The 24,778-nt window shown below is 56.7% G+C and carries 19 protein-coding genes; 11 read left to right on the forward strand and 8 right to left on the reverse strand.

Features of this window, described 5'->3' with window-relative positions:
- Window positions 1–60: 60 nt before the first annotated feature.
- The 3 genes from argH to argC form a co-directional block, all read right to left on the reverse strand.
- The gene (gene argH / locus VF709_RS19045) at window positions 61–1,434 is read right to left on the reverse strand and encodes an argininosuccinate lyase (protein ID WP_020686924.1); all 1,374 of its coding nucleotides are present in this window, start codon (window positions 1,432–1,434) and stop codon (window positions 61–63) included.
- A gap of 74 nt (window positions 1,435–1,508) precedes the next feature.
- Window positions 1,509–2,285, reverse strand: coding sequence for an acetylglutamate kinase (gene argB, locus VF709_RS19050; RefSeq protein WP_020686923.1), 777 nt, complete (start codon window positions 2,283–2,285; stop codon window positions 1,509–1,511).
- Window positions 2,286–2,291: 6 nt separating this feature from the next.
- Entirely contained in the window at window positions 2,292–3,296 is a 1,005-nt protein-coding gene (gene argC, locus VF709_RS19055; RefSeq protein ID WP_095453649.1) for an N-acetyl-gamma-glutamyl-phosphate reductase, read from the reverse strand.
- 88 nt (window positions 3,297–3,384) lie between these two features.
- Between argC and argE the strand changes: the two genes are divergently transcribed.
- From argE to gldA, 5 genes are all read left to right on the forward strand, one after another.
- Complete coding sequence (gene argE, locus VF709_RS19060) at window positions 3,385–4,536, forward strand: acetylornithine deacetylase (RefSeq protein ID WP_013099301.1); 1,152 nt, start codon at window positions 3,385–3,387, stop codon at window positions 4,534–4,536.
- 271 nt (window positions 4,537–4,807) lie between these two features.
- Window positions 4,808–7,459, forward strand: coding sequence for a phosphoenolpyruvate carboxylase (gene ppc, locus VF709_RS19065; RefSeq protein WP_013099302.1), 2,652 nt, complete (start codon window positions 4,808–4,810; stop codon window positions 7,457–7,459).
- A 93-nt stretch (window positions 7,460–7,552) separates the two neighbouring features.
- A complete protein-coding gene (locus VF709_RS19070) occupies window positions 7,553–8,317 on the forward strand; it encodes a helix-turn-helix transcriptional regulator (protein ID WP_440232177.1) in 765 nt (254 codons plus the stop codon).
- 128 nt (window positions 8,318–8,445) lie between these two features.
- Window positions 8,446–9,108 carry a fructose-6-phosphate aldolase gene (fsa, locus tag VF709_RS19075; protein ID WP_440232178.1) on the forward strand — a complete coding sequence of 221 codons (663 nt, stop codon included), beginning with the start codon at window positions 8,446–8,448 and terminating at the stop codon, window positions 9,106–9,108.
- Window positions 9,109–9,120: 12 nt separating this feature from the next.
- Entirely contained in the window at window positions 9,121–10,224 is a 1,104-nt protein-coding gene (gldA, locus tag VF709_RS19080; RefSeq protein WP_149896935.1) for a bifunctional L-1,2-propanediol dehydrogenase/glycerol dehydrogenase, read from the forward strand.
- Between the two features lie 39 nt (window positions 10,225–10,263).
- On the opposite strand, the gene katG is transcribed toward gldA, so the two are convergent.
- The 4 genes from katG to metB form a co-directional block, all read right to left on the reverse strand.
- On the reverse strand, window positions 10,264–12,444 hold the full coding sequence (gene katG, locus VF709_RS19085; RefSeq protein ID WP_149896934.1) for a catalase/peroxidase HPI: 2,181 nt from the start codon (window positions 12,442–12,444) through the stop codon (window positions 10,264–10,266).
- A gap of 147 nt (window positions 12,445–12,591) precedes the next feature.
- Window positions 12,592–13,479, reverse strand: a complete 888-nt coding sequence (gene metF, locus VF709_RS19090) for a methylenetetrahydrofolate reductase (protein ID WP_013099307.1) — start codon at window positions 13,477–13,479, stop codon at window positions 12,592–12,594.
- Window positions 13,480–13,704: 225 nt separating this feature from the next.
- Entirely contained in the window at window positions 13,705–16,137 is a 2,433-nt protein-coding gene (locus VF709_RS19095; protein WP_029882892.1) for a bifunctional aspartate kinase/homoserine dehydrogenase II, read from the reverse strand.
- A gap of 2 nt (window positions 16,138–16,139) precedes the next feature.
- Window positions 16,140–17,300, reverse strand: coding sequence for a cystathionine gamma-synthase (gene metB, locus VF709_RS19100; RefSeq protein ID WP_013099309.1), 1,161 nt, complete (start codon window positions 17,298–17,300; stop codon window positions 16,140–16,142).
- Window positions 17,301–17,576: 276 nt separating this feature from the next.
- Between metB and metJ the strand changes: the two genes are divergently transcribed.
- Complete coding sequence (gene metJ, locus VF709_RS19105; protein ID WP_003862042.1) at window positions 17,577–17,894, forward strand: met regulon transcriptional regulator MetJ; 318 nt, start codon at window positions 17,577–17,579, stop codon at window positions 17,892–17,894.
- Window positions 17,895–17,942: 48 nt separating this feature from the next.
- Here metJ and rpmE read toward each other — a convergent pair whose 3' ends face one another.
- Window positions 17,943–18,155, reverse strand: a complete 213-nt coding sequence (gene rpmE, locus VF709_RS19110) for a 50S ribosomal protein L31 (RefSeq protein ID WP_003862040.1) — start codon at window positions 18,153–18,155, stop codon at window positions 17,943–17,945.
- Between the two features lie 200 nt (window positions 18,156–18,355).
- Here rpmE and priA point away from each other — a divergent pair, with 200 nt between their 5' ends.
- The 5 genes from priA (at window position 18,356) to hslU (ending at window position 24,757) form a co-directional block, all read left to right on the forward strand.
- Complete coding sequence (priA, locus tag VF709_RS19115; RefSeq protein WP_149896933.1) at window positions 18,356–20,551, forward strand: primosomal protein N'; 2,196 nt, start codon at window positions 18,356–18,358, stop codon at window positions 20,549–20,551.
- Window positions 20,552–20,670: 119 nt separating this feature from the next.
- Window positions 20,671–21,696 (forward strand): DNA-binding transcriptional regulator CytR, encoded by a 1,026-nt coding sequence (gene cytR, locus VF709_RS19120; protein ID WP_013099311.1) that lies wholly within the window; start codon window positions 20,671–20,673, stop codon window positions 21,694–21,696.
- 93 nt (window positions 21,697–21,789) lie between these two features.
- Window positions 21,790–22,791 (forward strand): cell division protein FtsN, encoded by a 1,002-nt coding sequence (ftsN, locus tag VF709_RS19125; RefSeq protein WP_062935394.1) that lies wholly within the window; start codon window positions 21,790–21,792, stop codon window positions 22,789–22,791.
- 94 nt (window positions 22,792–22,885) lie between these two features.
- The gene (gene hslV / locus VF709_RS19130) at window positions 22,886–23,416 is read left to right on the forward strand and encodes an ATP-dependent protease subunit HslV (RefSeq protein WP_008501802.1); all 531 of its coding nucleotides are present in this window, start codon (window positions 22,886–22,888) and stop codon (window positions 23,414–23,416) included.
- A gap of 9 nt (window positions 23,417–23,425) precedes the next feature.
- Window positions 23,426–24,757: an HslU--HslV peptidase ATPase subunit gene (gene hslU / locus VF709_RS19135; protein WP_013099313.1), complete on the forward strand. Its 1,332-nt coding sequence runs from the start codon at window positions 23,426–23,428 to the stop codon at window positions 24,755–24,757.
- Window positions 24,758–24,778: the final 21 nt, after the last annotated feature.

The following is a 24,778-nucleotide window of genomic DNA, read 5'->3' on the forward strand; positions in this document are numbered from 1 at the left end:
CCGATCGAGCCCCTCTCCTAGTGGGAGAGGGGCCGGGGTGAGGGCACCAGCCCGCACAAATCAAACCAACCGGTTTTTTGCGTCCGCAATCGCCTGCGCCACCTGCTTCGGCGACACACCGCCTTTCGCCGCACGCTTATCCAGGCATGACTGCAACGAGAGAATCGGGTACACATCCTCCCCGATAACCGCACTGAATTTCTGCAGGTCGGCAAGCGCCAGCTCTTCCAGCGGTTTCCCCTGACGAATCGCTTCCACTACCGCTTCGCCCACAATGTGGTGCGCTTCACGGAACGGTACGCCTTTCGCCACCAGGTAATCCGCCAGTTCGGTCGCGTTTGCATAACCCTGCTGCGCCGCTTCCTGACAACGAGAACGTTTCACCTGAATGCCGTCCAGCACCAGCGCACCCATATGCAGGCAGTCCAGCCAGGTGTCGAGCGCGTCGAACAGCCCTTCTTTGTCTTCCTGCATATCTTTGTTGTACGCCAGCGGCAGCCCTTTCAGGGTCATCATCATGCCGGTCAGTGCGCCCTGTACGCGGCCACACTTCCCGCGAATCAGCTCCAGCGCATCCGGGTTTTTCTTCTGCGGCATCAGGGAAGAGCCGGACGTTACACGGTCAGACAACTCCACAAATCCGGCTTCGCCAGAGTTAAAGAAGATCAGGTCTTCGGCAAAGCGTGACAGGTGGACCATCCCGATAGAAGCATTCGACAGCAGTTCCAGCACGTGGTCACGGTCAGAGACGCTGTCCAGACTGTTACGGGTGGCAGACGCAAAGCCCAGCCAGCCTGCCAGCTGCTCGCGGTCAATTTCATATGCCGTACCCGCCAGCGCACCGCTGCCCAGCGGGCTGACGTCCAGGCGCTTCAGGGTATCCTGCAGGCGGCTTTCGTCACGCGCCAGCATCTCGACATAGGCCAGACACCAGTGCGCAAAGGTCACCGGCTGCGCGCGCTGCAAATGGGTATAACCCGGCATCACCGCGTCCTGGTTGTTCTGCGCCGTTTCCACCAGCGCGCTCTGCAGCTGACGGTTAGCCGCCAGCAGCTCCGCGACGGTATCTTTACACCACAGCTTCAGATCGGTCGCGACCTGGTCGTTACGGCTACGGCCGGTGTGCAGCTTTTTACCCAGCTGGCCAACTTTGTCGATCAGTTTGCCTTCTACCCAGCTGTGAATATCTTCGGCATCGCTTTGCAGAATTTGCTGCGGATCCAGACGCACTTCTTCCAGCAGATTATTGAGCGCCTCTTCCAGCTGCTGCTGCTCCTCTGCGGTCAGCACGCCCACCGTCACCAGCGCTTTGGACCAGGCCACAGAGCCGACGATATCCTGTTCGGCCAGGCGGTAGTCGAAGCGCAAAGAGTCGTTGAACTGTTTGAACCGTTGATCCGCTGCCTGTGTAAAACGCCCACCCCAAAGTGCCATAACATCGTTCCTTTATTCGTTAGTTCCGCCGGGTGGCGCTGCGCTTACCCGGCCTACGGTCATTCATTAATAACTTACGCTAAAATACGCGTGCCAATTGGCGTGCCGTTAAACAGCGCCGGAAGCTGCTCCGCGTGACGCCAGGAGGCGATATCCACCGGTCGACCGAGCGTACGGGCGGCATCCAGCGCGGCATTCACTTTGACGATCATCCCGTCGGTAATAATGCCCTGGGCGATCAGCTGTTCGGCTTTTGCCGCGGTCATTTCCGCAATGCGCTGGCCTTTGCCATCCAGAATACCGCTCACATCGGAGAGCAGGATCAGGTCCGCGCCCAGCGTTGCCGCCAGTGCCGTTGCCGCCTGGTCCGCATTCACGTTCATCAACTCACCCTCTTCGGTCACCCCGATAGAGCTCACTACCGGCAGGAAACCGCCTTCCAGCAGCGTGTTAATCAGCTTAGGCGAACCTGGCTGCGCCAGTCCAACGTGGCCGAGTTCTTCATCGAGCTGGGTCACTTTTACGCTGTCGCCATCGCCCAGATAGAGGCCAACGGAGGCAATGTGGTGTTTCTTCGCCCAGGACAACAGAGTCTTATTCGCCGTACCTGCCAGCGCACCGGTGATGATGTCAATCTGGTCGGCAGGCGTCACGCGCAGGCCGTTTTTCTTTTTCACCGGCAGGTTGAGCCCTTTCATCAGCTCATCCACCACGCAGCCGCCGCCGTGCACAATCACCAGCGGACGCTGGTGCGATTCGCGATAGTTAACCAGCGCGGTAAACAGACGCTCCAGCGCTTCTTCGCTGTCCAGCAGTACACCACCGAGTTTGATAATTAATGGGTTCATCATCACACCTTATATAAGAGCCTGCGTTTCCGGGAAACCGAAACGAATATTTGCACACTGCATTGCCTGAGCGGCAGCGCCTTTGAGTAAGTTATCTTCTGCTGCCACCACGATCAGATGCTCGCCCTGCACGGCATAGCCGATGTCGCAGAACGGCAGGCCAACCACGTTTTTCAGCGCGGGCACGCCTTTGTCGTAGAGACGCACCAGCGGTTTATCCGCATACGCCTGAGTAAAGGCCTCGCTCACCTGGTCTTTGGTCACGCCCGGTTTCAGGCGGCAGGTAATGGTTTCGAGGATCCCACGCGGGAAGCTGCCCAGGTGCGGTGTAAAGATGACATTGGCCCCCAGATGGGTAGTGATTTCCGGATGATGGCGGTGATTAAACACGCCATACGGCTGCAGGCTGACTTCACAGAAGCTGTTAGAAATAGCAGCCTTGCGTCCGGCACCGCTTACACCACTGGTGGCGTTGATCACCGGCCACTGGTTCAGATCCAGCAGGTCTGCGTCGATCAGCGGCTTCAGAGAAAGCTGTGCGGCCGTCGGGTAGCAGCCCGGCACGGCAATCAGATCCGCTTCTTTCAGCTTGTCTGCGCTCCACTCCGCCAGCCCATACACGGCTTTTGCAAGCAGGTCCGGATGCTGATGGGTAAAGCCATAATATTTTTCGTAGAACGCGCCGTCGTTAACACGGAACGCGCCGGAGAGGTCGAACACCACGCAACCAGCCGCCAGGAATTGCGGCGCCAGGTCGTGACTGACCTCGTGCGCGGTGGCCAAAAACACCACGTCGACGCCGTCAGTGAACTCGCTGATGTCAGACATTGGCTGCAGTGGCAAGTCGACAATGCCCAAAAGCCACGGATGCAAATCGGAAATTAACTTTCCTGCATCATTGCTTTGCGCTGACACGGTCAAAGCGGTTATGGTCATATGTGGATGGCGATTCACGTAGCTTACAAGCTCTGCGCCCGCATAACCGCTAGCGCCTACAATCAGCGTATTCAACATCGGGTTCCTTTATGCTCAACGTTAATGTATTTTTATTCACATTTATTGCATGAATATTGATACTATCACGACCTAAGGTGTGTCAACAATGAAAATGAACTTACCGCCATTTATCGAGATTTACCGCGCCCTGATTGCCACACCCTCCATCAGCGCGACCGAAGAAGCGCTGGATCAGAGCAATGAGTCTTTAATCAATCTGCTGGCGGGTTGGTTTAGCGATCTTGGCTTTAACGTTGAGGTTCAGCCCGTACCTGGAACACGCCATAAATTTAACCTGCTCGCCAGCACCGGACACGGCGCAGGCGGACTGCTGCTGGCCGGTCATACCGACACGGTGCCCTTTGACGATGGCCGCTGGACCCGCGACCCGTTTACCCTGACCGAACATGACAACAAGCTTTACGGCCTTGGCACCGCCGACATGAAAGGCTTCTTCGCCTTTATCCTTGACGCGCTGCGTGACGTGGACGTGACAAAACTGAAAAAGCCGCTCTACATTCTGGCGACCGCCGATGAAGAGACCAGCATGGCGGGGGCGCGTTACTTCTCAGAAAACACATCGATTCGCCCGGATTGCGCCATCATCGGTGAGCCAACGTCATTACAACCGATCCGTGCGCATAAAGGCCATATTTCCACGGCAGTGCGCGTGATGGGCCAGTCTGGCCACTCCAGCGATCCGGCGCGTGGCGTGAACGCCATTGAACTGATGCACGACGCCATCGGCCGCATCATGACTCTACGCGATGAACTGAAAGAGCGGTATCACTACGACGCCTTCACCGTGCCGTATCCAACGCTGAACCTCGGGAGCCTGCACGGTGGCGATGCCTCTAACCGTATCTGCGCCTGCTGTGAGCTGCACATGGATATCCGTCCGCTGCCGGGCATGACGCTAAGCGATCTCGACGGCTTGCTGACCGAAGCGCTGGCCCCGGTGAGTGAACGCTGGCCTGGCCGCCTGACGGTGTCTGAACTGCATCCACCGATCCCGGGTTATGAATGTCCGCCCGATCATCAGCTGGTTGAGGTGGTGGAAAAACTGCTCGGTGAGAAAACCGACGTGGTGAACTACTGCACCGAAGCGCCGTTTATTCAGACGCTGTGCCCTACGCTGGTACTTGGCCCAGGCTCCATCAACCAGGCGCACCAGCCGGATGAATACCTGGAAACCCGCTTCATCAAGCCCACCCGCGAACTGATTACCCAGGTCGTGCATCACTTCTGCTGGCATTAAAACCGCACCGATCAGTCCCCTCTCCCGGTGGGAGAGGGTTAGGGTGAGGGCAACAAATCCCGCGATCTCCGTCACATTCCCATAAGCATCTCTTATCTGACGCAATGCGAATTAAATTTCGTAAATTGCCCGCATTTATTCGTTTGCTGAACCGTTTTCGCAGCAATTGACGACGGGGGTTTTACGTGGCTTTATAAAGGGAGATGACAAAATAATGTCCAGAAGATTTTCGCATGGGCATAAACAAAAATGATGGGGTGACTGGGTTTTTATGAACGAACAATATTCCGCGTTGCGTAGTAATGTCAGTATGCTCGGCAAAGTGCTTGGAGATACCATCAAAGATGCGTTGGGGGAAAACATCCTCGACCGCGTTGAAACCATCCGCAAGCTGTCTAAATCTTCCCGTGCCGGTAACGAAGCGAGTCGTCAGGAGCTGCTCACCACCTTGCAGAACCTCTCTAACGATGAGCTGCTGCCCGTTGCACGCGCATTCAGCCAGTTCCTGAACCTGGCAAACACGGCTGAGCAATACCATAGCATTTCGCCAAACGGCGAAGCTGCCAGCAACCCGGAAGTCATTGCCCGTACGCTTCGTAAACTCAAAGACCAGCCAAACCTCAACGAAGCCACCATTAAAAAAGCGGTGGAGTCCCTTTCGCTGGAGCTGGTGCTGACTGCCCACCCAACTGAAATCACCCGTCGTACCCTGATCCACAAAATGGTTGAAGTGAACAACTGTCTGAAACAGTTGGATAACAAAGACATTGCCGACTACGAACGTAACCAGCTGATGCGCCGTCTGCGCCAGCTGATTGCGCAGTCCTGGCACACCGATGAAATTCGTAAGCATCGCCCAAGCCCGGTAGACGAGGCCAAATGGGGCTTTGCGGTGGTGGAAAACAGCCTGTGGGAAGGGGTTCCGAACTACCTGCGTGAGCTGAACGAACAGCTGGAAGCAAACCTGGGCTACCGCCTGCCGGTAGATTTTGTTCCGGTACGCTTTACCTCCTGGATGGGCGGTGACCGCGACGGTAACCCGAACGTGACGGCAGAAATCACCCGCCACGTGCTGCTGCTGAGCCGCTGGAAAGCCACCGATCTGTTCCTGAAAGACATTCAGGTGCTGATCTCCGAGCTGTCGATGGTAGAAGCAACGCCAGAACTGCGCGCGCTGGCCGGTGAAGAAGGTGCCAGCGAGCCGTATCGTTTCCTGATGAAAAAACTGCGTAGCCAGCTGATGGCGACCCAGGCCTGGCTGGAAGCACGCCTGAAAGGCCAGCGCCTGCCGAAGCCGGAAGGTCTGCTGAGCCAGAACGAACAGCTCTGGGAACCGCTATACGCTTGCTATAAATCGCTGCAGGCCTGCGGGATGGGCATCATCGCCAATGGCGAACTACTCGACACCCTGCGCCGCGTGAAGTGTTTTGGCGTGCCGCTGGTGCGTATCGACGTGCGTCAGGAGAGCACCCGCCATACCGAAGCGCTGGGCGAACTGACACGTTATCTTGGCATTGGCGACTACGAAAGCTGGTCTGAAGCCGACAAACAGGCCTTCCTGATCCGCGAGCTGAACTCCAAGCGTCCTCTGCTGCCGCGCAACTGGGAGCCAAGCAACGAAACCCGCGAAGTGCTCAACACCTGTAAAGCGATCGTGGATGCGCCGAAAGGATCGGTCGCCGCCTATGTGATCTCGATGGCGAAAACCCCGTCCGACGTGCTGGCCGTTCACCTGCTGCTGAAAGAAGCCGGTATCGACTATGCCCTGCCGGTCGCCCCGCTATTTGAAACCCTCGACGACCTGAACAACGCCAATGATGTAATGACCCAGCTGCTGAACATCGACTGGTATCGCGGCTTTATTCAGGGCAAACAGATGGTGATGATCGGCTATTCCGACTCCGCAAAAGATGCGGGCGTGATGGCGGCATCCTGGGCGCAGTATCAGGCGCAGGACGCGCTGATCAAAACCTGCGAGAAAGCCGGTATTGAGCTGACGCTGTTCCACGGTCGCGGTGGCTCCATTGGCCGTGGCGGTGCGCCTGCGCACGCGGCGCTGCTCTCTCAGCCGCCGGGAAGCCTGAAAGGCGGCCTGCGCGTGACCGAACAGGGCGAGATGATCCGCTTCAAATACGGCCTGCCGGAAGTGACCATCAGCAGCCTGTCTCTCTACACCAGTGCGATTCTCGAAGCAAACCTGCTGCCACCGCCGGAGCCGAAAGAGTCCTGGTGTCGCATTATGGATGAGCTGTCTGACATCTCGTGCGACCTGTACCGCGGCTACGTGCGTGAAAACAAAGACTTCGTACCTTACTTCCGCTCTGCTACGCCAGAGCAGGAGCTGGGCAAACTGCCGCTGGGTTCACGTCCGGCTAAGCGTCGTCCGACCGGCGGCGTGGAGTCTCTGCGTGCAATCCCGTGGATCTTCGCCTGGACGCAGAACCGTCTGATGCTGCCAGCCTGGCTGGGTGCCGGTGCGGCGCTGCAGAAGGTGGTGGAAGATGGCAAACAGAACGAACTGGAAACCATGTGCCGCGACTGGCCATTCTTCTCTACCCGTCTGGGTATGCTGGAGATGGTCTTCTCGAAAGCTGACCTGTGGCTGGCGGAATACTACGATCAGCGCCTGGTGAAACCAGAGCTGTGGGCGCTGGGTAAAGAGCTGCGCGAACTGCTGGAAGGCGACATCAAAGTGGTGCTGGATATCGCCAACGACTCCCATCTGATGGCCGATCTGCCGTGGATTGCCGAGTCTATCCAGCTGCGTAACATCTATACCGACCCACTGAACGTCCTGCAGGCGGAGCTGCTGCACCGTTCGCGTCTGGCGGAAGAGGAAGGTAAAGATCCGGATCCACGCGTTGAACAAGCGCTGATGGTGACGATTGCGGGCGTTGCAGCGGGTATGCGTAACACCGGCTAATGCTCACTGCCCGGCGGCGCTTCGCTTGCCGGGCCTACGACAGGTAGGCCGGGTAAGCGTCAGCGCCACCCGGCACATTTCGGTAGTCTCCTGATGCATTCCGATATCACCCGAATTTTGACAGACCTGGTTAACCGCACGTTATCGCTGGGTCAGATTCATTTCTCAGCCAGGGCTGAGCAGTCCCCCCGAACAGCGCCCTGCCTCATTATTATCCTTGATAACTCTTGTGAGGCGATATTTTCCTCATCCGGGCACGTGACTCATCACCCGGCTAACTTCCTGCGAATCAACTTCAGTAAGCAGCAAATGGCCATTGAGTTACAGCGTGAGAACGTGCTTGTGCAGCGGCTCCAGGTCGCCCGGCGTGGCCCGCGAACCGGCGCGTTTCTCCTCCAGACACTAGCCGAATTACAGATGCAACCGGATGAACAAGACACCGCGAGGCTGGTGGTACTGAGTCTGCTCAGCCACTGCCGGGATCTTTTTGGCAGCAACATTCGCACCGCCAACCGCAGTCGCGCGCTCTTCGAAGCGGTTCGTAGCTATATCGACGAACATCACGCCTCTTTGTTAACGCGCGAATCGGTGGCGCAGGCGTTCTACATCTCCCCAAACTATCTTTCCCATCTCTTTCAGAAAGTTGGCAGTGTCGGATTCAACGAATACCTGACCCAAACCCGACTTGAACATGCCCGACAGTTGCTTAAAGGCTACGATCTCAAAATCAAGGATATCGCCGCACGATGCGGTTTTATGGACAGCAACTACTTCTGCCGCCTGTTTCGCAAACACACCGAACGTTCTCCTTCCGAATATCGCCGCCAGTATCACAGCCAGTTAACCGCCAAAAACTAGCACTGTGATCGGCATCGCACATCGCTAAGCACGTTACATTTGTCCAGTATTTGGCAAAATTGACCTGTATATCCCGCCTGCCGCCCCGCCTTATCCTTAAATCAATCTTTCTGACTTAAGGAAAAATAATGGAACTGTATCTGGATACCGCCAACGTGGCAGAAGTAGAACGCCTTGCGCGCGTTTTCCCCCTTGCAGGCGTCACCACCAATCCGAGCATCATTGCCGCCAGCCGTGAGTCAATCTGGGAGGTGCTGCCGCGCCTGCAAAACGCCATTGGACCGAAAGGCAGGCTGTTCGCCCAGACAATGAGCCGCGACGCAGAAGGCATGGTGGCCGAAGCCAAACGCCTGAGCAATGCTATCCCGGATATCGTGGTGAAAATCCCGGTCACCGCCCAGGGGCTTATCGCCATTAAGGCGCTAAAAACAGCGGGCATCACTACGCTGGGTACCGCCGTGTACAGCGCCGCGCAAGGCCTGCTGGCCGCGCTGGCCGGGGCAAAATATGTCGCGCCATACGTAAACCGCGTGGATGCCCAGGGCGGGGACGGCATTCGCATGGTTCAGGAGCTGCAATCCCTGCTGGAACAGCATGCACCGGAGAGCAAGGTGCTGGCAGCCAGCTTCAAAACGCCACGCCAGGCGCTGGACTGCCTGCTCGCCGGATGTGAAGCAATCACGCTTCCCTTAGATGTAGCGCCACAAATGCTCGGCACGCCGGCGGTAGAGTCAGCAATAGAGAAGTTCGAGCAGGACTGGAAAAACGCGTTTGGTAACCTCAACCTCTAAGGGAGATATGTTATGGACCGTATCATTCAATCGCCGGGGAAATATATCCAGGGCGCTGATGTTCTCACCCGTCTCGGCGACTATCTGAAACCTCTGGCTACACGCTGGCTGGTTGTTGGCGATAAATTTGTGCTGGGTTTTGCCGAAGAGACCCTGCGCCAGAGTTTTAAAAATGCAGAGCTACATGCCGAAATCGCGCCGTTTGGCGGCGAATGTTCGAAAAATGAGATCGATCGTCTGAAAAAACTGGCCGACAGTGCGGACTGCATGGCGGTGCTGGGCATTGGCGGCGGTAAAACGCTGGATACCGCCAAAGCGCTGGCACATTTTATGGACGTGCCGGTCGCTATCGCCCCGACTATCGCCTCCACCGATGCCCCGTGCAGCGCCCTTTCTGTGATTTACACCGACAGCGGCGAATTTGAACGCTATCTGATGCTGCCGCATAACCCCAATATGGTGATTGTCGACACCAAAGTGGTGGCTGGTGCGCCGCCGCGTCTGCTGGCCGCCGGAATTGGTGATGCCCTTGCCACCTGGTTTGAAGCGCGTGCCTGTTCCCGCAGTGGCGCGACCACCATGGCGGGCGGCAAGTGCACACAGGCCGCGTTAGCGCTTGCCGAGCTGTGCTACAACACGCTGATTGAAGAGGGCGAGAAAGCGATGCTGGCCGCCGAGCAGCACGTAGTAACCCCGGCGCTGGAACGCATTATCGAAGCCAATACCTATCTGAGCGGCGTAGGGTTTGAAAGCGGCGGGCTGGCGGCAGCGCATGCCATTCACAACGGGATGACGGCAGTGCCGGATGCGCATCACTTCTACCACGGTGAAAAAGTGGCGTTTGGTACGCTGACGCAACTGGTGCTGGAAAACGCGCCGGTTGAGGAGATCGAAACCGTCGCGGCGCTTTGCCACAGCGTTGGATTGCCGATCACGCTGGCGCAGCTGAACATCAAAGAAGACATTCCGGCCAAAATGCGCCTGATTGCCGAAGCGTCTTGCGCTGAGGGAGAGACCATTCACAACATGCCGGGTGGCGTGTCGCCGGATCAAGTTTACGCGGCACTGCTGGTTGCCGACCAGTATGGACAGCGTTTCCTGCAGGAGTGGGAGTAACAAAAAAGCCGGGTGCGCTATGCGTACCCGGCTCAATGGTTATTTCACGTCAAAACGGTCCAGATCCATCACCTTCGCCCACGCTGCAACGAAGTCGCGAACGAACTTCTCGTGAGCATCACTGCTGGCGTACACCTCTGCCAGCGCGCGAAGGACAGCGTTAGAGCCGAAGACCAGGTCAGTGCGAGTGGCAGTGTATTTCACTTCACCGCTGGTGCGATCGCTTCCGGCAAACAGCTCGTTCGATTCATCGGTCGCCTTCCACTGGGTGTTCATATCCAGCAGGTTCACGAAGAAGTCATTGCTCAGCACGCCTTCGCGGTTGGTGAACACACCATTTTTACTGCCGTCGAAGTTTGCACCCAGTACGCGCAGGCCGCCGATCAGCACCGTCATTTCTGGTGCGGTTAACGTCAACTGCTGGGCTTTATCAATCAGCAGCGATTCGGTGGTGGAAACATCAACCTGCGCACGATAGTTACGGAAACCGTCAGCAATCGGTTCAAGCAGGTTAAACATATCAATATCCGTCTGATCCTGACGTGCATCCACACGGCCCGGCGTGAACGGTACGGTGACGTAAACGCCTGCCGCTTTCGCCGCCTGCTCAACGCCTACCACACCCGCGAGCACAATGATATCGGCCAGTGAGGCTTTATTGGTGGTGCGCTGAATAGCTTCCAGAGCAGGCAATGCGCGTACGGCTGCGGCATTAACATCCCAGTTGCGCTGAGGCGCAAGCGCCAGACGCGCACCGTTGGCACCGCCACGCTTGTCACCGCCGCGGAAGGTTGAGGCTGACGCCCATGCCACGGAAATCAGTTCGCTCACGGAGAGCCCGGATGCTGCAATTTCCGCCTTCAGGCTCTCAATGTCCTCTTTGGTCGGATTGAATACTGCCTCCGGCAGCGGATCCTGCCAGATCAGATCTTCTTTCGGCACTTCCGGGCCAAGATAACGCGATTTTGGCCCCATATCGCGGTGGGTCAGTTTGAACCACGCGCGGGCGAAGGCTTCGTTGAAAGCCTGCGGATCGTTCAGGAAGCGACGGGAAATTTTTTCGAATTCCGGGTCAAAACGCAGCGTCAGGTCGGTAACCAGCATAGTCGGTTTGCGTTTTTTCGACGGGTCGAACGGGTCTGGCATGATCTCAGGCGCGTCCACGGCTTCAAACTGAATCGCACCGGCCGGGCTACGGGTTTGTACCCATTCGTATTTGAACAGGTTCTCGAAGAAATAGTTGCTCCACTGGGTCGGGGTTTGTGACCAGATGACTTCCAGACCGGAAGTAATGGCGTCAGCGCCAATACCGGTACCGTGCGTGCTGGCCCAGCCCAAGCCCTGCGCTTCAATCGGTGACGCTTCCGGGTCTGTGCCAACGTGCGTTGCTTCACCCGCACCATGAGTTTTACCGAGCGTATGCCCCCCGGCAATCAGCGCCACGGTCTCTTCGTCGTTCATTCCCATGTTACCGAAGGTGGCGCGAATGGCTGCCGCCGCGGACAGCGGTTCACCGCTGGCGTTTGGTCCTTCCGGGTTAACGTAGATCAGCCCCATTTCAGTGGCCGCCAGCGGACGTTTCGCCAGCGCTTCCGGGTCACGATGGGTCAGCCAGGCTTTTTCATCCCCCCAGTTAACGTCGAGATCCGGTTCCCAGACATCTTCACGCCCGGCACCAAAACCAAAGGTACGGAAGCCGGAGTTTTCCAGCGCCACGTTACCCGCAAGAATAAACAGGTCGGCCCAGGAGATTTTTTGACCATATTTTTGCTTGATCGGCCACAGCAGACGGCGAGCTTTATCCAGACTGACGTTATCTGGCCAGGAGTTCAGCGGCGCAAAGCGCTGTTGACCGCGTCCGGCACCGCCGCGCCCGTCGACGGAGCGATAGGTTCCCGCACCGTGCCAGGCCATGCGAATAAACAGGCCCGCATAGCTGCCCCAGTCGGCTGGCCACCACGGTTGAGAGTCGGTTAAGAGTGCTTTGAGATCGCCCTTGAGGGCGGAGTAATCCAGCTTGCTAAATTCTTTGCGGTAGTCGAAGTCTTCGCCCAGAGGGTTCGAACGATTGGAATGTTGGTTAAGAAGATCGATGCGGAGTTGTTTTGGCCACCAGTCGCGGCTGCCTGTACCTGCCCCCGCGCTGTGATCGACGCCGCCCTGGTGGAACGGGCATTTGCCGACTGATGCCGCTTTATTGCTCTCGTCTGACGTGCTCATCGCTATGCTCCCTTTTACAGTGTTACCGTTACGATATACACCACTAGCAATAAGATATAGTTGAATTAATCCACAGATTCGATAGCTAATACCTTTTAACTTTTAGCCAGACTAAAAAGCCCTCCATTCAGGAGGGCTTGATGTTTATTACGCCGGGCGAACACCGAGCGTATGACAAATGGCGTAGCTCATTTCCGCGCGGTTCAGCGTGTAGAAGTGGAAATCTTTTACCCCTTCCCGACTTAAAATTTTCACCATGTCCATTGCGATATTGGCACCCACCAGCTTGCGCGTTTCCGGATCATCGTCCAGCCCTTCGTACATTTTGGACATCCACAGCGGAATGCGTACGTTGGTCATATCGGCAAATTTCTTCGCCTGTTTGAAGTTAGAGACCGGCAGAATACCCGGGATGATTTCCACGTCGATACCCGCAGAAACGCAGCGGTCACGGAAGCGCAGGTAGCTTTCCACATCAAAGAAGAACTGAGTAATGGCCCGGTTCGCACCGGCATCTACTTTACGCTTCAGGTTAAGGAGGTCGGCCTGAGCGCTTTTCGCTTCCGGATGCACTTCCGGGTACGCCGCCACGGAGATATCAAAATCGGCAACGTCTTTCAGCAGCGCGACCAGATCCGCCGCATACATTTCGGGCTTACCGCTACCCGGCGGCAGGTCGCCGCGCAGGGCGACGATATGACGAATCCCGTTATTCCAGTAATCCTGGGCGATAGCACGCAGCTCGTCACCGGTGGCGTCGATACAGGTCAGATGCGGCGCCGCTTCCAGACCGGTTCTGTCTTTAATGCCTTTAATAATGCTGTGCGTACGGTCACGCTCGCCGGAGTTCGCGCCGTAGGTCACGGAGACAAATTTCGGTTTCAGGCTGCTCAGGCGATCGATAGAGCTCCAGAGGGTTTGCTCCATTTCACTGGTGCGCGGCGGGAAAAATTCAAAAGAGACGTTAATCTGGCCGTTTACTTCGGCCAGGCTCTGATTCAGGGCTTCCCGCTGGTTGGCGTGAAAAAAGCTCATACCTTACCTCTATCTTTCGCGTGTCGTTGTTTGTTGTGTTGTGAACTTCTATACGTTTAGACGTCCAGATGTAAAAATGACGGAAAAGCGGAGTGACGTCAACAGAAATAATCAACAATAACGGTGAGGAATGCTCAGGGAAGATGAAGGAAATTCATGATGGGGTGAGTGCGGTTGCTTGCCCTCACCCTGGCCCTCTCCCACCGGGAGAGGGAACATGCGGGATTACAGCAACTTAGCGAGACGATTGATGTCCGACTGGATCGCCCCGGCGGTGACATCGCGCCCTGCACCCGGGCCACGGATCACCAGTGGGTTATCGCGGTACCAGCGGCTTTCGATTGCAAAGACGTTATCGCAAGGCAGCAGCGCCGCCAGCGGATGTTCAGGACGCACCGCCTCAACACCCACACGCGCTTTACCGTTGGCCTCGAAACGCGCCACATAGCGCAGCACCAGGCCCATCTCGTTTGCGGCTTCCAGACGTTGCAGCATCTGCTCGTTCAGTTCATCACCGTTTTCAAAGAAGTGATCAATGGATCCTTCCTCGCAGCCTGCCGGCACCAGCGACTCGACGCGAACAGCGCCGGGTTCAATGTCATAACCGGCTTCACGCGCCAGGATCACCAGCTTACGCATCACATCTTTACCGGAAAGATCGACGCGGGGATCGGGTTCGGTTAGCCCCTGCTGCCACGCCTGATCCACCAGGTCAGTGAACGGTACGGTGCCATCAAACTGCAGGAACAGCCAGGAGAGCGTACCGGAGAAAATACCGCTCAGCGCCAGAATGCTGTCGCCGCTTTCAATCAGATCGCGCACGGTATGGTTAACCGGCAGACCCGCGCCTACGGTGGCGTTATAGAGCCAGTGACGACCGGTTTTTTCGAACGCGTCGTGGATCTGACGGTACTTATCGGTGCTGCTTGCCCCCGCCAGTTTGTTCGCACTGATGACGTGGAAACCGTGGCTGGCGAAATCAAGATACTGATCGGCAAGCTGTTCGCTGGCAGTAACGTCCAGCACCACCAGATCGTCATACGGGTGCGCGCGCATCCACAGGAACAGCGCCTCTTCGTCCTGTTCAACCGCTTCATCATTAAAGAAGGCAAGTGCGCGGCTGGCATCCAGCCCCTCGTAGTTCAACAGACTGCGGCGGCTGTCCACCACTCCGGCGAGGATAAATTCAAAGCCGGTACGTGCTGAGAGCGTGACCTGCTCGCGCGCGAACAGCTCCAGCCAGCGAGAACCGATGTTGCCTTTACCGAACAACACCAGGCCGATGCGTTTTTCCGCACGGAACAGAGAGGTATGCAGACCCTGAATCAGGCTCTCAGTTGGCCCTTTACGCAGGACGGCAACGAGGCTGATGCCCTCTTCCGACTGCCAGGTAAATTCAACCGGTTGCCCTTTCAGCTGTTGCCAGAAGCGGTGGCAGTGCAGTGGGTTACGGGTGACGCCCGCGCCCACCATCGCCACCAGCGCCAGCCCCTGACGCAGACGAAGCTCGCCCGGCAGGCCCGCTTCATCCAGAATTTTTAGCGCGCTGTCTGCCACTTCGGCGGTGTAGCAGAACTGCAGCAGTTGACGGTCGTTATGTACGCCAACCGCCAGCGGACGCACCTGAGCACGTTTGAGGATCGTGTCGATATCTTTATGCGCCAGTTTGAAGTCCTGGCCCGCCGGGACCTGGAACTCAATCAGGCAGATGTCGTCGTGGCTGGTGACAATACGCGCTCCCGTACCGGATGCCAGCACGCGTTCGATGCGCGTGGAGCCCTGATCCGGGGTGTAACTGCAGCGCAGCTGCAGATCGATATCGCTGCCGGAAACCGGCTGCAGCGTACGCGCGTGCAGAACCGGCGCGGCCAGACGTGCCAGCTCGCTGGCTTCATCCAGGCGCAGCAGCGGCAGCAGGCAGGCGTCTTTCACCTTGCGTGGATCAGCGCTGTAAACACCGGCGACGTCACTCCAGATGGTGACGCGGGACACGCCCGCCAGGGCACCGATTTGCGTCGCCGAGTAGTCAGAGCCGTTACGCCCCAACAGCACGGTTTCCCCGGCATTGCTGCGGCTGATAAAGCCGGTCACCACAATGCGTTTACCCGGATGCTGTACCAGCAACTGTTGCAGCAGCGGGTAGGATAGACCTTCGTCCACCTGTGGCTGTGCGGCGCGTTCGGCACGCAGGAAATCACGCGCGTCGAGCCAGGCAGCCTCAACGCCCAGATGTTGCAGCACGGCGGCCATCAGGCGCGCAGACCACACTTCACCGTGCCCCACCACTTCGGCGTACACCGCATCGGTAATACCGCTGTCCAGCAGGGCGGCCAGACGCTCAAGGTCATGCGTAAAAGCGCTAATCAGCCCATCCGCCACGTCTGCAGGCAGCAAACCGGCAATCAGCTCACTCTGGTAACGGCGTAAGGACTGTTGCACCTGATGCGCAGAGAGGCGATCGGTCTGGCTCAATTTCAGCCAGCTAATCAGCTGGTTGGTGGTGCTGCCCGCCGCGGAGACAACCATCATGTCACCCGGCTGTGAATACTCTGTCATGATCCCTGCAACGCGCAGGTAACACTTCACATCAGCAAGACTACTACCACCAAACTTGTGCAGTTGACGACCCTTCGCCCCTGCCTGCGCTATCACACTCATGATTACCCCTTGGCTGCGACCCGGAAGCCATTTTCCAGATCGGCAATTAAATCTTCAGAATCTTCAATACCGGTTGAGATCCGCAGCAGCGTCTCAGAAATCCCGGCGGCGGCACGTGCCTCTGGTGCCATACCTGCGTGCGTCATGGTTGCGGCGTGGGAGATCAAACTTTCAACCCCACCTAACGATTCCGCCAGCGTAAACAATGACAGCCCGCTCAGGAAGCGACGCAGCGTTTGCTCGTCACCGTCCAGTTCAAAACTTAACATCGCGCCAAACCCTTTCTGCTGACGCGCGGCAATCTCGTGCCCCTGGTTTTCAGGCAGCGACGGGTGATAAAGCTTCTTCACCAGCGGCTGCGTTTTCAGGAAATCGACAATCGCCTGGGCATTGCGCTGTGCCACCTCCATACGCGGCGACAGCGTGCGAATCCCGCGTAACAGCAGATAGCTGTCGAAGGCCCCGGCGGTGACGCCAATGTTATTGGCCCACCATGCCAGTTCGGTGACAACGTCGGGATCTTTTGCAATCACCACGCCTGCGACGACATCAGAATGACCGTTCAGATATTTAGTGCATGAATGCAATACCAGATCTGCACCCAGCGCCAGTGGGTTCTGAAGGGCCGGACTGAGGAACGTATTATCCACTACACTTATCGCTCCCGCATCCCTTGTGAGCTGACAAATTTTCGCAATATCGACAACGCGCAACAATGGATTGCTTGGACTTTCCACCAGCACCAGCTTCGGCTTCTCTGCCAGCGCCTGTTTCAGCGCCTGTTCGTCATTTTGATCGACAAACAACACCCGGTAACAGCCGCGTTTTGCCAGGCTATCAAACAGACGATAGCTGCCGCCGTAACAGTCGTGCGGCGCAACCAGCAGATCGCCCGGCTTCAGGAACACGGTAGTCACCAGATGAATGGCAGACATGCCGGTATTGGTTAATACTGCCCCTGCGCCACCTTCCAGTTCCGCCAGCGCGCGCTGGGTAACATCACGCGTAGGGTTGCCACGACGCGAGTAGTCATGCGCACGGGGTTCATTAAATCCGGTGAAATTATAGGTACTGGAAAGATGAATCGGCGGGACAACACAGCCGTACTGCTCGTCATCATTCAATCCGCTACGCACTGCGATGGTGGCCTGTTTACGCGTCATGGTGAAGGCTTCCTGGCTAATTAGGTGAAAAGTCAGGCACCAGAGTAAACATTGAAAGTATGGACGTCAATACATCTGGACATCTAAACTTCTTTGCGTATAGATTGAGCAATGCGCAAATAGCCGTTAAAATTATATGCTTTAGTGCACGCTGCAGCGGCAATATCCGTGCCACGGTATCGTCTCTACGGTAAACTACGCAGGTTTACGGTTCAAAACCGACGGTTACAGGTTTTGCACCTTTAGATTAATGACTGAGAGGATTAAAGGTATCTCATGGCTGAATGGAGCGGCGAATATATCAGCCCATACGCTGAGCACGGTAAGAAGAGTGAGCAAGTAAAGAAAATTACGGTTTCCATTCCTCTGAAGGTGTTGAAGATCCTCACCGATGAACGTACGCGTCGTCAGGTGAACAACCTGCGCCACGCAACCAACAGCGAACTGCTGTGCGAAGCGTTTCTGCATGCGTTTACCGGCCAACCGTTGCCGAACGATGACGACCTGCGCAAAGAGCGTAGCGACGAAATCCCGGAAGAGGCGAAGGTGATCATGCGTGAACTGGGTATCGACCCGGAGACGTGGGAATACTGATAAGCGGATACAAAAAAGGCACCTTGCGGTGCCTTTTTTTCGGGAAACTTATTTAGCGCCCGGGATGCTGAAACGCTTGTTGAAGCGGTCAACACGGCCACCGGTTGCAACGTCACGCTGCTTACCAGTGTAGAACGGGTGGCATTTGCCGCACACGTCCAGGTTCAGATCGTGACCCACGGTAGAGCGGATCTGGATAGAGTTACCGCAAGAGCAGTTTGCAGTAATCATTTCGTATTTCGGGTGAATATCTTTTTTCATGGGAGAACCTCAGTTAAGGCCGCGTCGCTCTTCCAGCCCTAACGCCAGACACCACGCGATGTTGAATGTAAGTTCTTTGGCGTAAAGTACACCAAAGGCGGCGAATCATACAGAATTTGACCAACGTATGCAAACTGATCCGCACGCCGCTTTCACTAATGTGTATACTAACGCGCCACTTTTCAAGTCAGGAAGATTCGATGCCCGTCGCTCACGTTGCCCTGCCCGTTCCGCTTCCCCGCACGTTTGATTATCTGCTGCCCGACAGCATGAGCGTTAAAGCGGGCTGTCGCGTGACCGTGCCCTTTGGCAAACAGCAGCGCGTAGGGATCGTCGTCTCCGTCAGCGACAAGAGCGAATTGCCGCTTAACGAACTGAAATCGGTCGTTGAGGTGCTCGACAGCGAGCCCGTTTACTCCACCAGCACCTGGCGACTGCTGCTGTGGGCGGCGGATTATTATCATCATCCGATTGGCGATGTTCTGTTCCACGCTTTACCGATTATGCTGCGCCAGGGCAAAAGCGCCAGCCACGCGCCAATGTGGTACTGGTTTGCGACCGAACAGGGCCAGGCGGTGGACATTAACAGCCTGAAGCGCTCCCAGAAACAACAGCAGGCGCTGGCCGCCCTGCGTCAGGGGAAAATCTGGCGCCATCAGGTCGATGAGCTGGAAGTCAGCGAAACCGCGCTCCAGGCACTACGAAAAAAAGGGCTGAGCGAACTGGCAAGCGAGGCTCCGGCCCTGTATGACTGGCGGGAGCGATTTTCCGTCTCGGGCGATCGCCTGCGCCTGAACACCGAGCAGGCCACCGCCGTGGGGGCGATCCACAGTGCCTCCGGCCATTTCTCCGCCTGGCTACTGGCCGGGGTCACCGGTTCCGGCAAGACAGAAGTCTATCTCAGTGTGCTGGAAAACGTGCTCGCGCAGGGCAAACAGGCGCTGGTGATGGTGCCGGAAATTGGCCTGACGCCGCAAACCATCGCGCGCTTTCGCGAGCGGTTTAATGCGCCGGTTGAGGTGCTGCACTCTGGCCTGAATGACAGCGAACGCCTCAGCGCCTGGCTGAAAGCGAAAAACGGCGAAGCGGCGATCGTGATTGGCACCCGTTCATCACTGTTTACACCGTTCAAAAATCTTGGCGTCATCGTCATTGATGAAGAACACGACAGCTCTTATAAGCAGCAGGAAGGCTGGCGGTATCACGCCCGCGATCTGGCCGTCTATCGCGCACACAGCGAGCAAATCCCCATTATTCTGGGCTCTGCTACCCCGGCGCTCGAAACGCTGCATAACGTTCGTCAGCGTAAATACCATATGCTGCGCCTGACGCGTCGCGCGGGGAATGCGCGTTCGGCCATTCAACACGTGCTGGACCTGAAAGGTCAGCAGGTGCAGGCGGGGTTAGCACCTGCCCTTATCACCCGGATGCGTCAGCATTTGCAGGCGGGCAATCAGGTTATTTTGTTCCTCAACAGACGCGGCTTTGCCCCGGCACTGCTGTGTCACGACTGCGGCTGGATCGCAGAATGCCCGCGTTGCGACCACTACTACACCTTCCATCAGGCCCAGCGCCATTTGCGCTGCCACCACTGCGACAGCCAGCGCCCGGTGCCGCGTCAGTGTCCATCATGCGGGTCAACGCACATCGTGCCGGTCGGTCTGGGCACTGAACAACTGGAACAGGCCCTGGAGCCGTTCTTCCCGGATGTGCCCATTTCCCGAATCGACAGGGACACCACCAGCCGTAAAGGGGCGCTGGAACAGCAGCTGGCAGAAGTGCATCGCGGTGGCGCGCGCATCCTGATTGGCACCCAGATGCTGGCTAAAGGTCATCACTTCCCGGACGTGACGCTAGTTGCCCTGCTGGATGTCGATGGCGCACTGTTCTCTGCCGATTTCCGCTCAGCCGAGCGTTTTGCCCAGCTTTATACCCAGGTGGCCGGACGCGCGGGACGCGCCGGGAAACAGGGCGAAGTGGTACTGCAAACGCACCATCCTGAGCATCCGTTGCTGCAAACCCTGCTGCATAAAGGCTATGACGCCTTTGCCGAGCAGGCGCTGGCTGAACGCCAGACCATGCAGCTTCCCCCGTGGACCAGCCACGTGATCATCCGCGCGGAAGATCATAACAACCAGCAGGCGCCGCTTTTCCTGCAGCAGTTGAGGAACCTTCTGCAGGCCAGCCCGCTGGTTGATAATCAACTGTGGATTTTAGGGCCGGTTCCGGCGCTGGCCCCCAAGCGCGGCGGACGTTTTCGCTGGCAGATTTTGCTGCAACACCCTTCGCGCATCCGTTTACAGCACATCGTCAGCGGCACGCTGGCCTTGATCAACACCCTGCCAGAAGCGCGCAAAGTGAAGTGGGTGCTTGACGTTGATCCCATCGAAGGCTGAAGCCGGATCGAAAAATTTAACGTCCCTCACACTTTTTATGAAAATTCTGTAACCGATTCCATTAACTATCTGTAAAAATGGTGGCGTCAGAAGTTCGGTGTTCAGGCGAGGAGAAGACGTTGAAGTCCAGGAAAGAGGTTGCCACGGCGACCATGAAAGACGTTGCCCAGAAAGCACAAGTCTCTACGGCAACCGTGTCCCGCGCATTAATGAACCCGGATAAAGTCTCTCAGGCGACCCGCAACCGGGTAGAACAGGCCGCGCTGGAAGTGGGGTATTTCCCACAGGCGATGGGGCGTAACGTTAAACGTAATGAGTCGCGGACCATCCTGGTGATTGTGCCGGACATCTGCGATCCCTTCTTCAGCGAAATTATTCGCGGCATCGAAGTGACCGCTGCGGAGCAAGGGTATCTGGTGCTCATTGGCGACTGCGCGCACCAGAATCAGCAGGAAAAAACCTTTATCGACCTCATTATCACCAAGCAGATCGACGGCATGCTGCTGCTTGGTTCGCGCCTGCCGTTTGATGCCAGCATTGAAGAGCAGCGCAATTTACCGCCGATGGTGATGGCCAACGAGTTTGCGCCGGAGCTGGAACTGCCAACGGTGCATATTGATAACCTGACCGCCGCGTTCAACGCCGTTAACTACCTGCAGGAGCTGGGGCATAAACGGATTGGCTGCATTGCCGGGCCAGAAGAGATGCCGCTGTGTCACTATCGCCTGCAGGGCTATGTTCAGGCGCTTCGCCGAACCGGCGTGACGGTTGATCCGCACTACATTGCGCGCGGTAATTTTTCCTTCGAAGCCGGTGGTCAGGCGCTGGAAAAACTACTGGCGTTGCCTGAGCCGCCTACCGCAGTGTTCTGCCACAGCGACGTTATGGCGCTGGGGGCATTATCGTATGCGAAACGCCGCGGCCTGCGCATACCGAAAGATTTGTCGATTATCGGTTTCGATAATATTTCGCTTTCAGAATTTTGCGATCCCCCGCTCTCAACCGTTTCGCAGCCACGCTACGACATTGGCCGTGAAGCGATGCTTCTTTTACTCGATCAGTTGCAGGGTCAAACAGTTAGCAGCGGATCGAGGTTGCTGGACTGCGAACTGATTATTCGTGGTTCTACCCAGGCATTGACTTAAAGTAAATGTCTTTAGGACACCCTTATCTGGTCAAAGCCCCGCCGCTTAAGTAACATGGCGGACTGACGAACGAATAAATACAGCGAAACGATAGTGGCACAACGAGATTATGTACGTCGCGGCCAGCCGGCACCTTCGCGACGCAAAAAGAGTAGCGCAAAGAAAAAGCAACGTAACCTGCCTGCTGTCTCGCCAGCAATGGTCGCTATTGCTGCGGCGGTACTGGTGGCCTTCATCGGCGGCCTGTACTTTATCACGCACCATAAAAAAGAAGAGGCTGAGGCCCTTCAGGGCAACAAAGTGGTTGGAAATGGTCTGCCACCGAAGCCTGAAGAGCGCTGGCGCTATATTAAAGAGCTGGAAAGCCGTCAGCCTGGCGTGCGTGCGCCGACCGAGCCATCCGCCGGTGGCGAGGTGAAAAATGCCGATCAGCTAACGGACGAACAGCGTCAGTTGCTGGCACAGATGCAGGCCGATATGCGCCAGCAGCCTACGCAGTTGAATGAAGTGCCGTGGAATGAACAAACGCCGGCGCAGCGTCAGCAAACACTGCAACTGCAGCGCCAGCGTCAGGCACAGATTCAGCAGCAACAACAACAGCAGCAGTGGACGCAAAACCAGCCGGTACAGCAGCCTAAAGCGCAGCCGCGCGTGACGGAACAGCCGTACCAGCAGCCGCAAACGCGAACGGCGCAGTCTCAGCCTACTCAGCAGCCAAAGGCCCAGACGCAGAAGCAAACGGCTCAACCGTATCAGGATCTGCTGCAAACGCCTGCGCATACCACAGCGCAGCAGCCGAAAACACAGCAGGCCGCACCGGTCACCAAAGAGACCGAGGCACCGAAGCAGACGGCTGAGAAGAAAGACGAACGCCGCTGGATGGTACAGTGCGGTTCGTTCAAAGGTGCCGAGCAGGCCGAAACGGTCCGCGCTCAGCTGGCATTTGAAGGATTTGACTCGCGCATTACCACCAATAACGGCTGGAATCGCGTGGTGATTGGCCCGGTCAAAGGCAAAGAAAATGCCGATGGCACCATTTCTCGTTTGAAAGTCGCCGGCCACACAAACTGCATCCGACTTGCTTCCGGGGGTTGAAACCCCCAAATTCCCCCCCATCTATCTTTCTATTCAGCCCTGAGCACAGGCTCAGGGCTTCTGTTTCCCGATTCTGTAACCAGGGGGTCTGCTCGTGACAACAATAGTAAGTGTACGCCGTAACGGCCACGTGGTAATCGCCGGTGATGGCCAGGCCACGCTGGGTAATACCGTAATGAAAGGCAACGTGAAAAAAGTCCGTCGTTTATACAACGACAAAGTGATCGCCGGTTTTGCAGGCGGCACGGCTGATGCTTTCACGCTGTTTGAACTGTTTGAACGTAAACTGGAAATGCACCAGGGTCATCTGGTGAAAGCCGCCGTGGAGCTGGCGAAAGACTGGCGAACCGACCGCATGCTGCGCAAACTCGAAGCGCTGCTGGCCGTGGCCGATGAAACCGCATCGCTGATCATCACCGGTAACGGTGACGTCATTCAGCCGGAAAACGACCTGATTGCCATCGGCTCTGGCGGCCCTTATGCCCAGGCTGCGGCTCGCGCACTGTTGGAGAATACCGACATGAATGCGCGTGATATCGCTGTGAAGGCGTTGGATATTGCAGGCGATATCTGCATCTATACCAACCACAACCACACCATCGAAGAATTGACCTCTAAAGCGTAAGGATCTCCCATGTCTGAAATGACCCCACGCGAAATTGTCAGCGAACTGGACAAACATATTATCGGCCAGGATAACGCCAAGCGTTCCGTGGCTATTGCTCTGCGTAACCGCTGGCGCCGCATGCAGCTCGACGAAGAGCTGCGCCATGAAGTGACGCCAAAAAACATTCTGATGATCGGCCCAACCGGTGTCGGTAAAACCGAAATCGCTCGCCGTCTGGCGAAACTGGCTAACGCGCCGTTCATCAAAGTTGAAGCCACTAAATTCACCGAAGTGGGCTATGTAGGTAAAGAAGTTGACTCGATCATCCGCGATCTGACCGACTCGGCAATCAAGATGGTTCGCGTTCAGGCGATCGAGAAAAACCGCTATCGCGCGGAAGAGATGGCTGAAGAGCGTATTCTTGACGTGCTGATCCCGCCGGCGAAAAACAACTGGGGCCAGGCTGAACAGCAGGCTGAACCTTCTGCGGCACGTCAGGCATTCCGCAAAAAGCTGCGCGAAGGCCAGCTGGATGACAAAGAGATTGAGATCGATCTCGCCGCCGCGCCAATGGGTGTGGAAATCATGGCACCTCCTGGCATGGAGGAGATGACCAGCCAGCTGCAGTCCATGTTCCAGAACCTGGGCGGTCAGAAACAGAAAGCGCGTAAGCTGAAAATCAAAGATGCAATGAAGCTGCTGATTGAAGAAGAAGCAGCAAAGCTGGTGAACCCGGAAGAGCTGAAGCAGGATGCGATCGACGCGGTTGAGCAGCACGGTATCGTGTTTATCGACGAAATCGATAAGATCTGTAAGCGCGGTAACGCGTCCGGCCCGGACGTCTCCCGTGAAGGCGTGCAGCGCGACCTGTTGCCGCTGGTAGAAGGCTGCACCGTCTCCACCAAGCACGGCATGGTTAAAACGGACCACATCCTGTTTATCGCGTCCGGTGCGTTCCAGATTGCCAGCCCGTCTGACCTGATCCCGGAACTGCAGGGCCGTCTGCCTATCCGCGTTGAGCTGCAGGCGCTGACCACTGAAGATTTCGAACGTATCCTGACCGAGCCAAACGCGTCTGTGACCGTACAGTACAAAGCGCTGATGGCGACCGAAGGCGTGAACATTGAGTTCACCGAAGACGGTATCAAACGCATCGCTCAGGCGGCCTGGCAGGTCAACGAAACCACCGAGAACATCGGTGCACGTCGTCTGCACACGGTGCTGGAACGCCTGATGGAAGATATCTCTTATGATGCGAGCGACCTGAACGGTCAAACCATTACTATTGACGCAGAATATGTGGGTAAACACCTGGATGCGTTAGTGGCAGATGAAGATCTGAGCCGTTTTATCCTATAATCGCGGTTACTGCATTCTCAT

The sequence above is a fragment of the Enterobacter sp. Lyrl_3 genome (genome assembly GCF_051948675.1).
Lineage (GTDB): Bacteria > Pseudomonadota > Gammaproteobacteria > Enterobacterales > Enterobacteriaceae > Enterobacter > Enterobacter cloacae.

Excerpts from the sequence above, each read along its gene's own strand:
- argH (WP_020686924.1), bottom strand. The coding sequence starts at position 1,434 with ATGGCACTTTGGGGTGGGCGTTTTACACAGGCAGCGGATCAACGGTTC.
- argB (WP_020686923.1), bottom strand. The coding sequence starts at position 2,285 with ATGATGAACCCATTAATTATCAAACTCGGTGGTGTACTGCTGGACAGC.
- argC (WP_095453649.1), bottom strand. The coding sequence starts at position 3,296 with ATGTTGAATACGCTGATTGTAGGCGCTAGCGGTTATGCGGGCGCAGAG.
- argE (WP_013099301.1), top strand. The coding sequence starts at position 3,385 with ATGAAAATGAACTTACCGCCATTTATCGAGATTTACCGCGCCCTGATT.
- ppc (WP_013099302.1), top strand. The coding sequence starts at position 4,808 with ATGAACGAACAATATTCCGCGTTGCGTAGTAATGTCAGTATGCTCGGC.
- VF709_RS19070 (WP_440232177.1), top strand. The coding sequence starts at position 7,553 with ATGCATTCCGATATCACCCGAATTTTGACAGACCTGGTTAACCGCACG.
- fsa (WP_440232178.1), top strand. The coding sequence starts at position 8,446 with ATGGAACTGTATCTGGATACCGCCAACGTGGCAGAAGTAGAACGCCTT.
- gldA (WP_149896935.1), top strand. The coding sequence starts at position 9,121 with ATGGACCGTATCATTCAATCGCCGGGGAAATATATCCAGGGCGCTGAT.
- katG (WP_149896934.1), bottom strand. The coding sequence starts at position 12,444 with ATGAGCACGTCAGACGAGAGCAATAAAGCGGCATCAGTCGGCAAATGC.
- metF (WP_013099307.1), bottom strand. The coding sequence starts at position 13,479 with ATGAGCTTTTTTCACGCCAACCAGCGGGAAGCCCTGAATCAGAGCCTG.
- VF709_RS19095 (WP_029882892.1), bottom strand. The coding sequence starts at position 16,137 with ATGAGTGTGATAGCGCAGGCAGGGGCGAAGGGTCGTCAACTGCACAAG.
- metB (WP_013099309.1), bottom strand. The coding sequence starts at position 17,300 with ATGACGCGTAAACAGGCCACCATCGCAGTGCGTAGCGGATTGAATGAT.
- metJ (WP_003862042.1), top strand. The coding sequence starts at position 17,577 with ATGGCTGAATGGAGCGGCGAATATATCAGCCCATACGCTGAGCACGGT.
- rpmE (WP_003862040.1), bottom strand. The coding sequence starts at position 18,155 with ATGAAAAAAGATATTCACCCGAAATACGAAATGATTACTGCAAACTGC.
- priA (WP_149896933.1), top strand. The coding sequence starts at position 18,356 with ATGCCCGTCGCTCACGTTGCCCTGCCCGTTCCGCTTCCCCGCACGTTT.
- hslU (WP_013099313.1), top strand. The coding sequence starts at position 23,426 with ATGTCTGAAATGACCCCACGCGAAATTGTCAGCGAACTGGACAAACAT.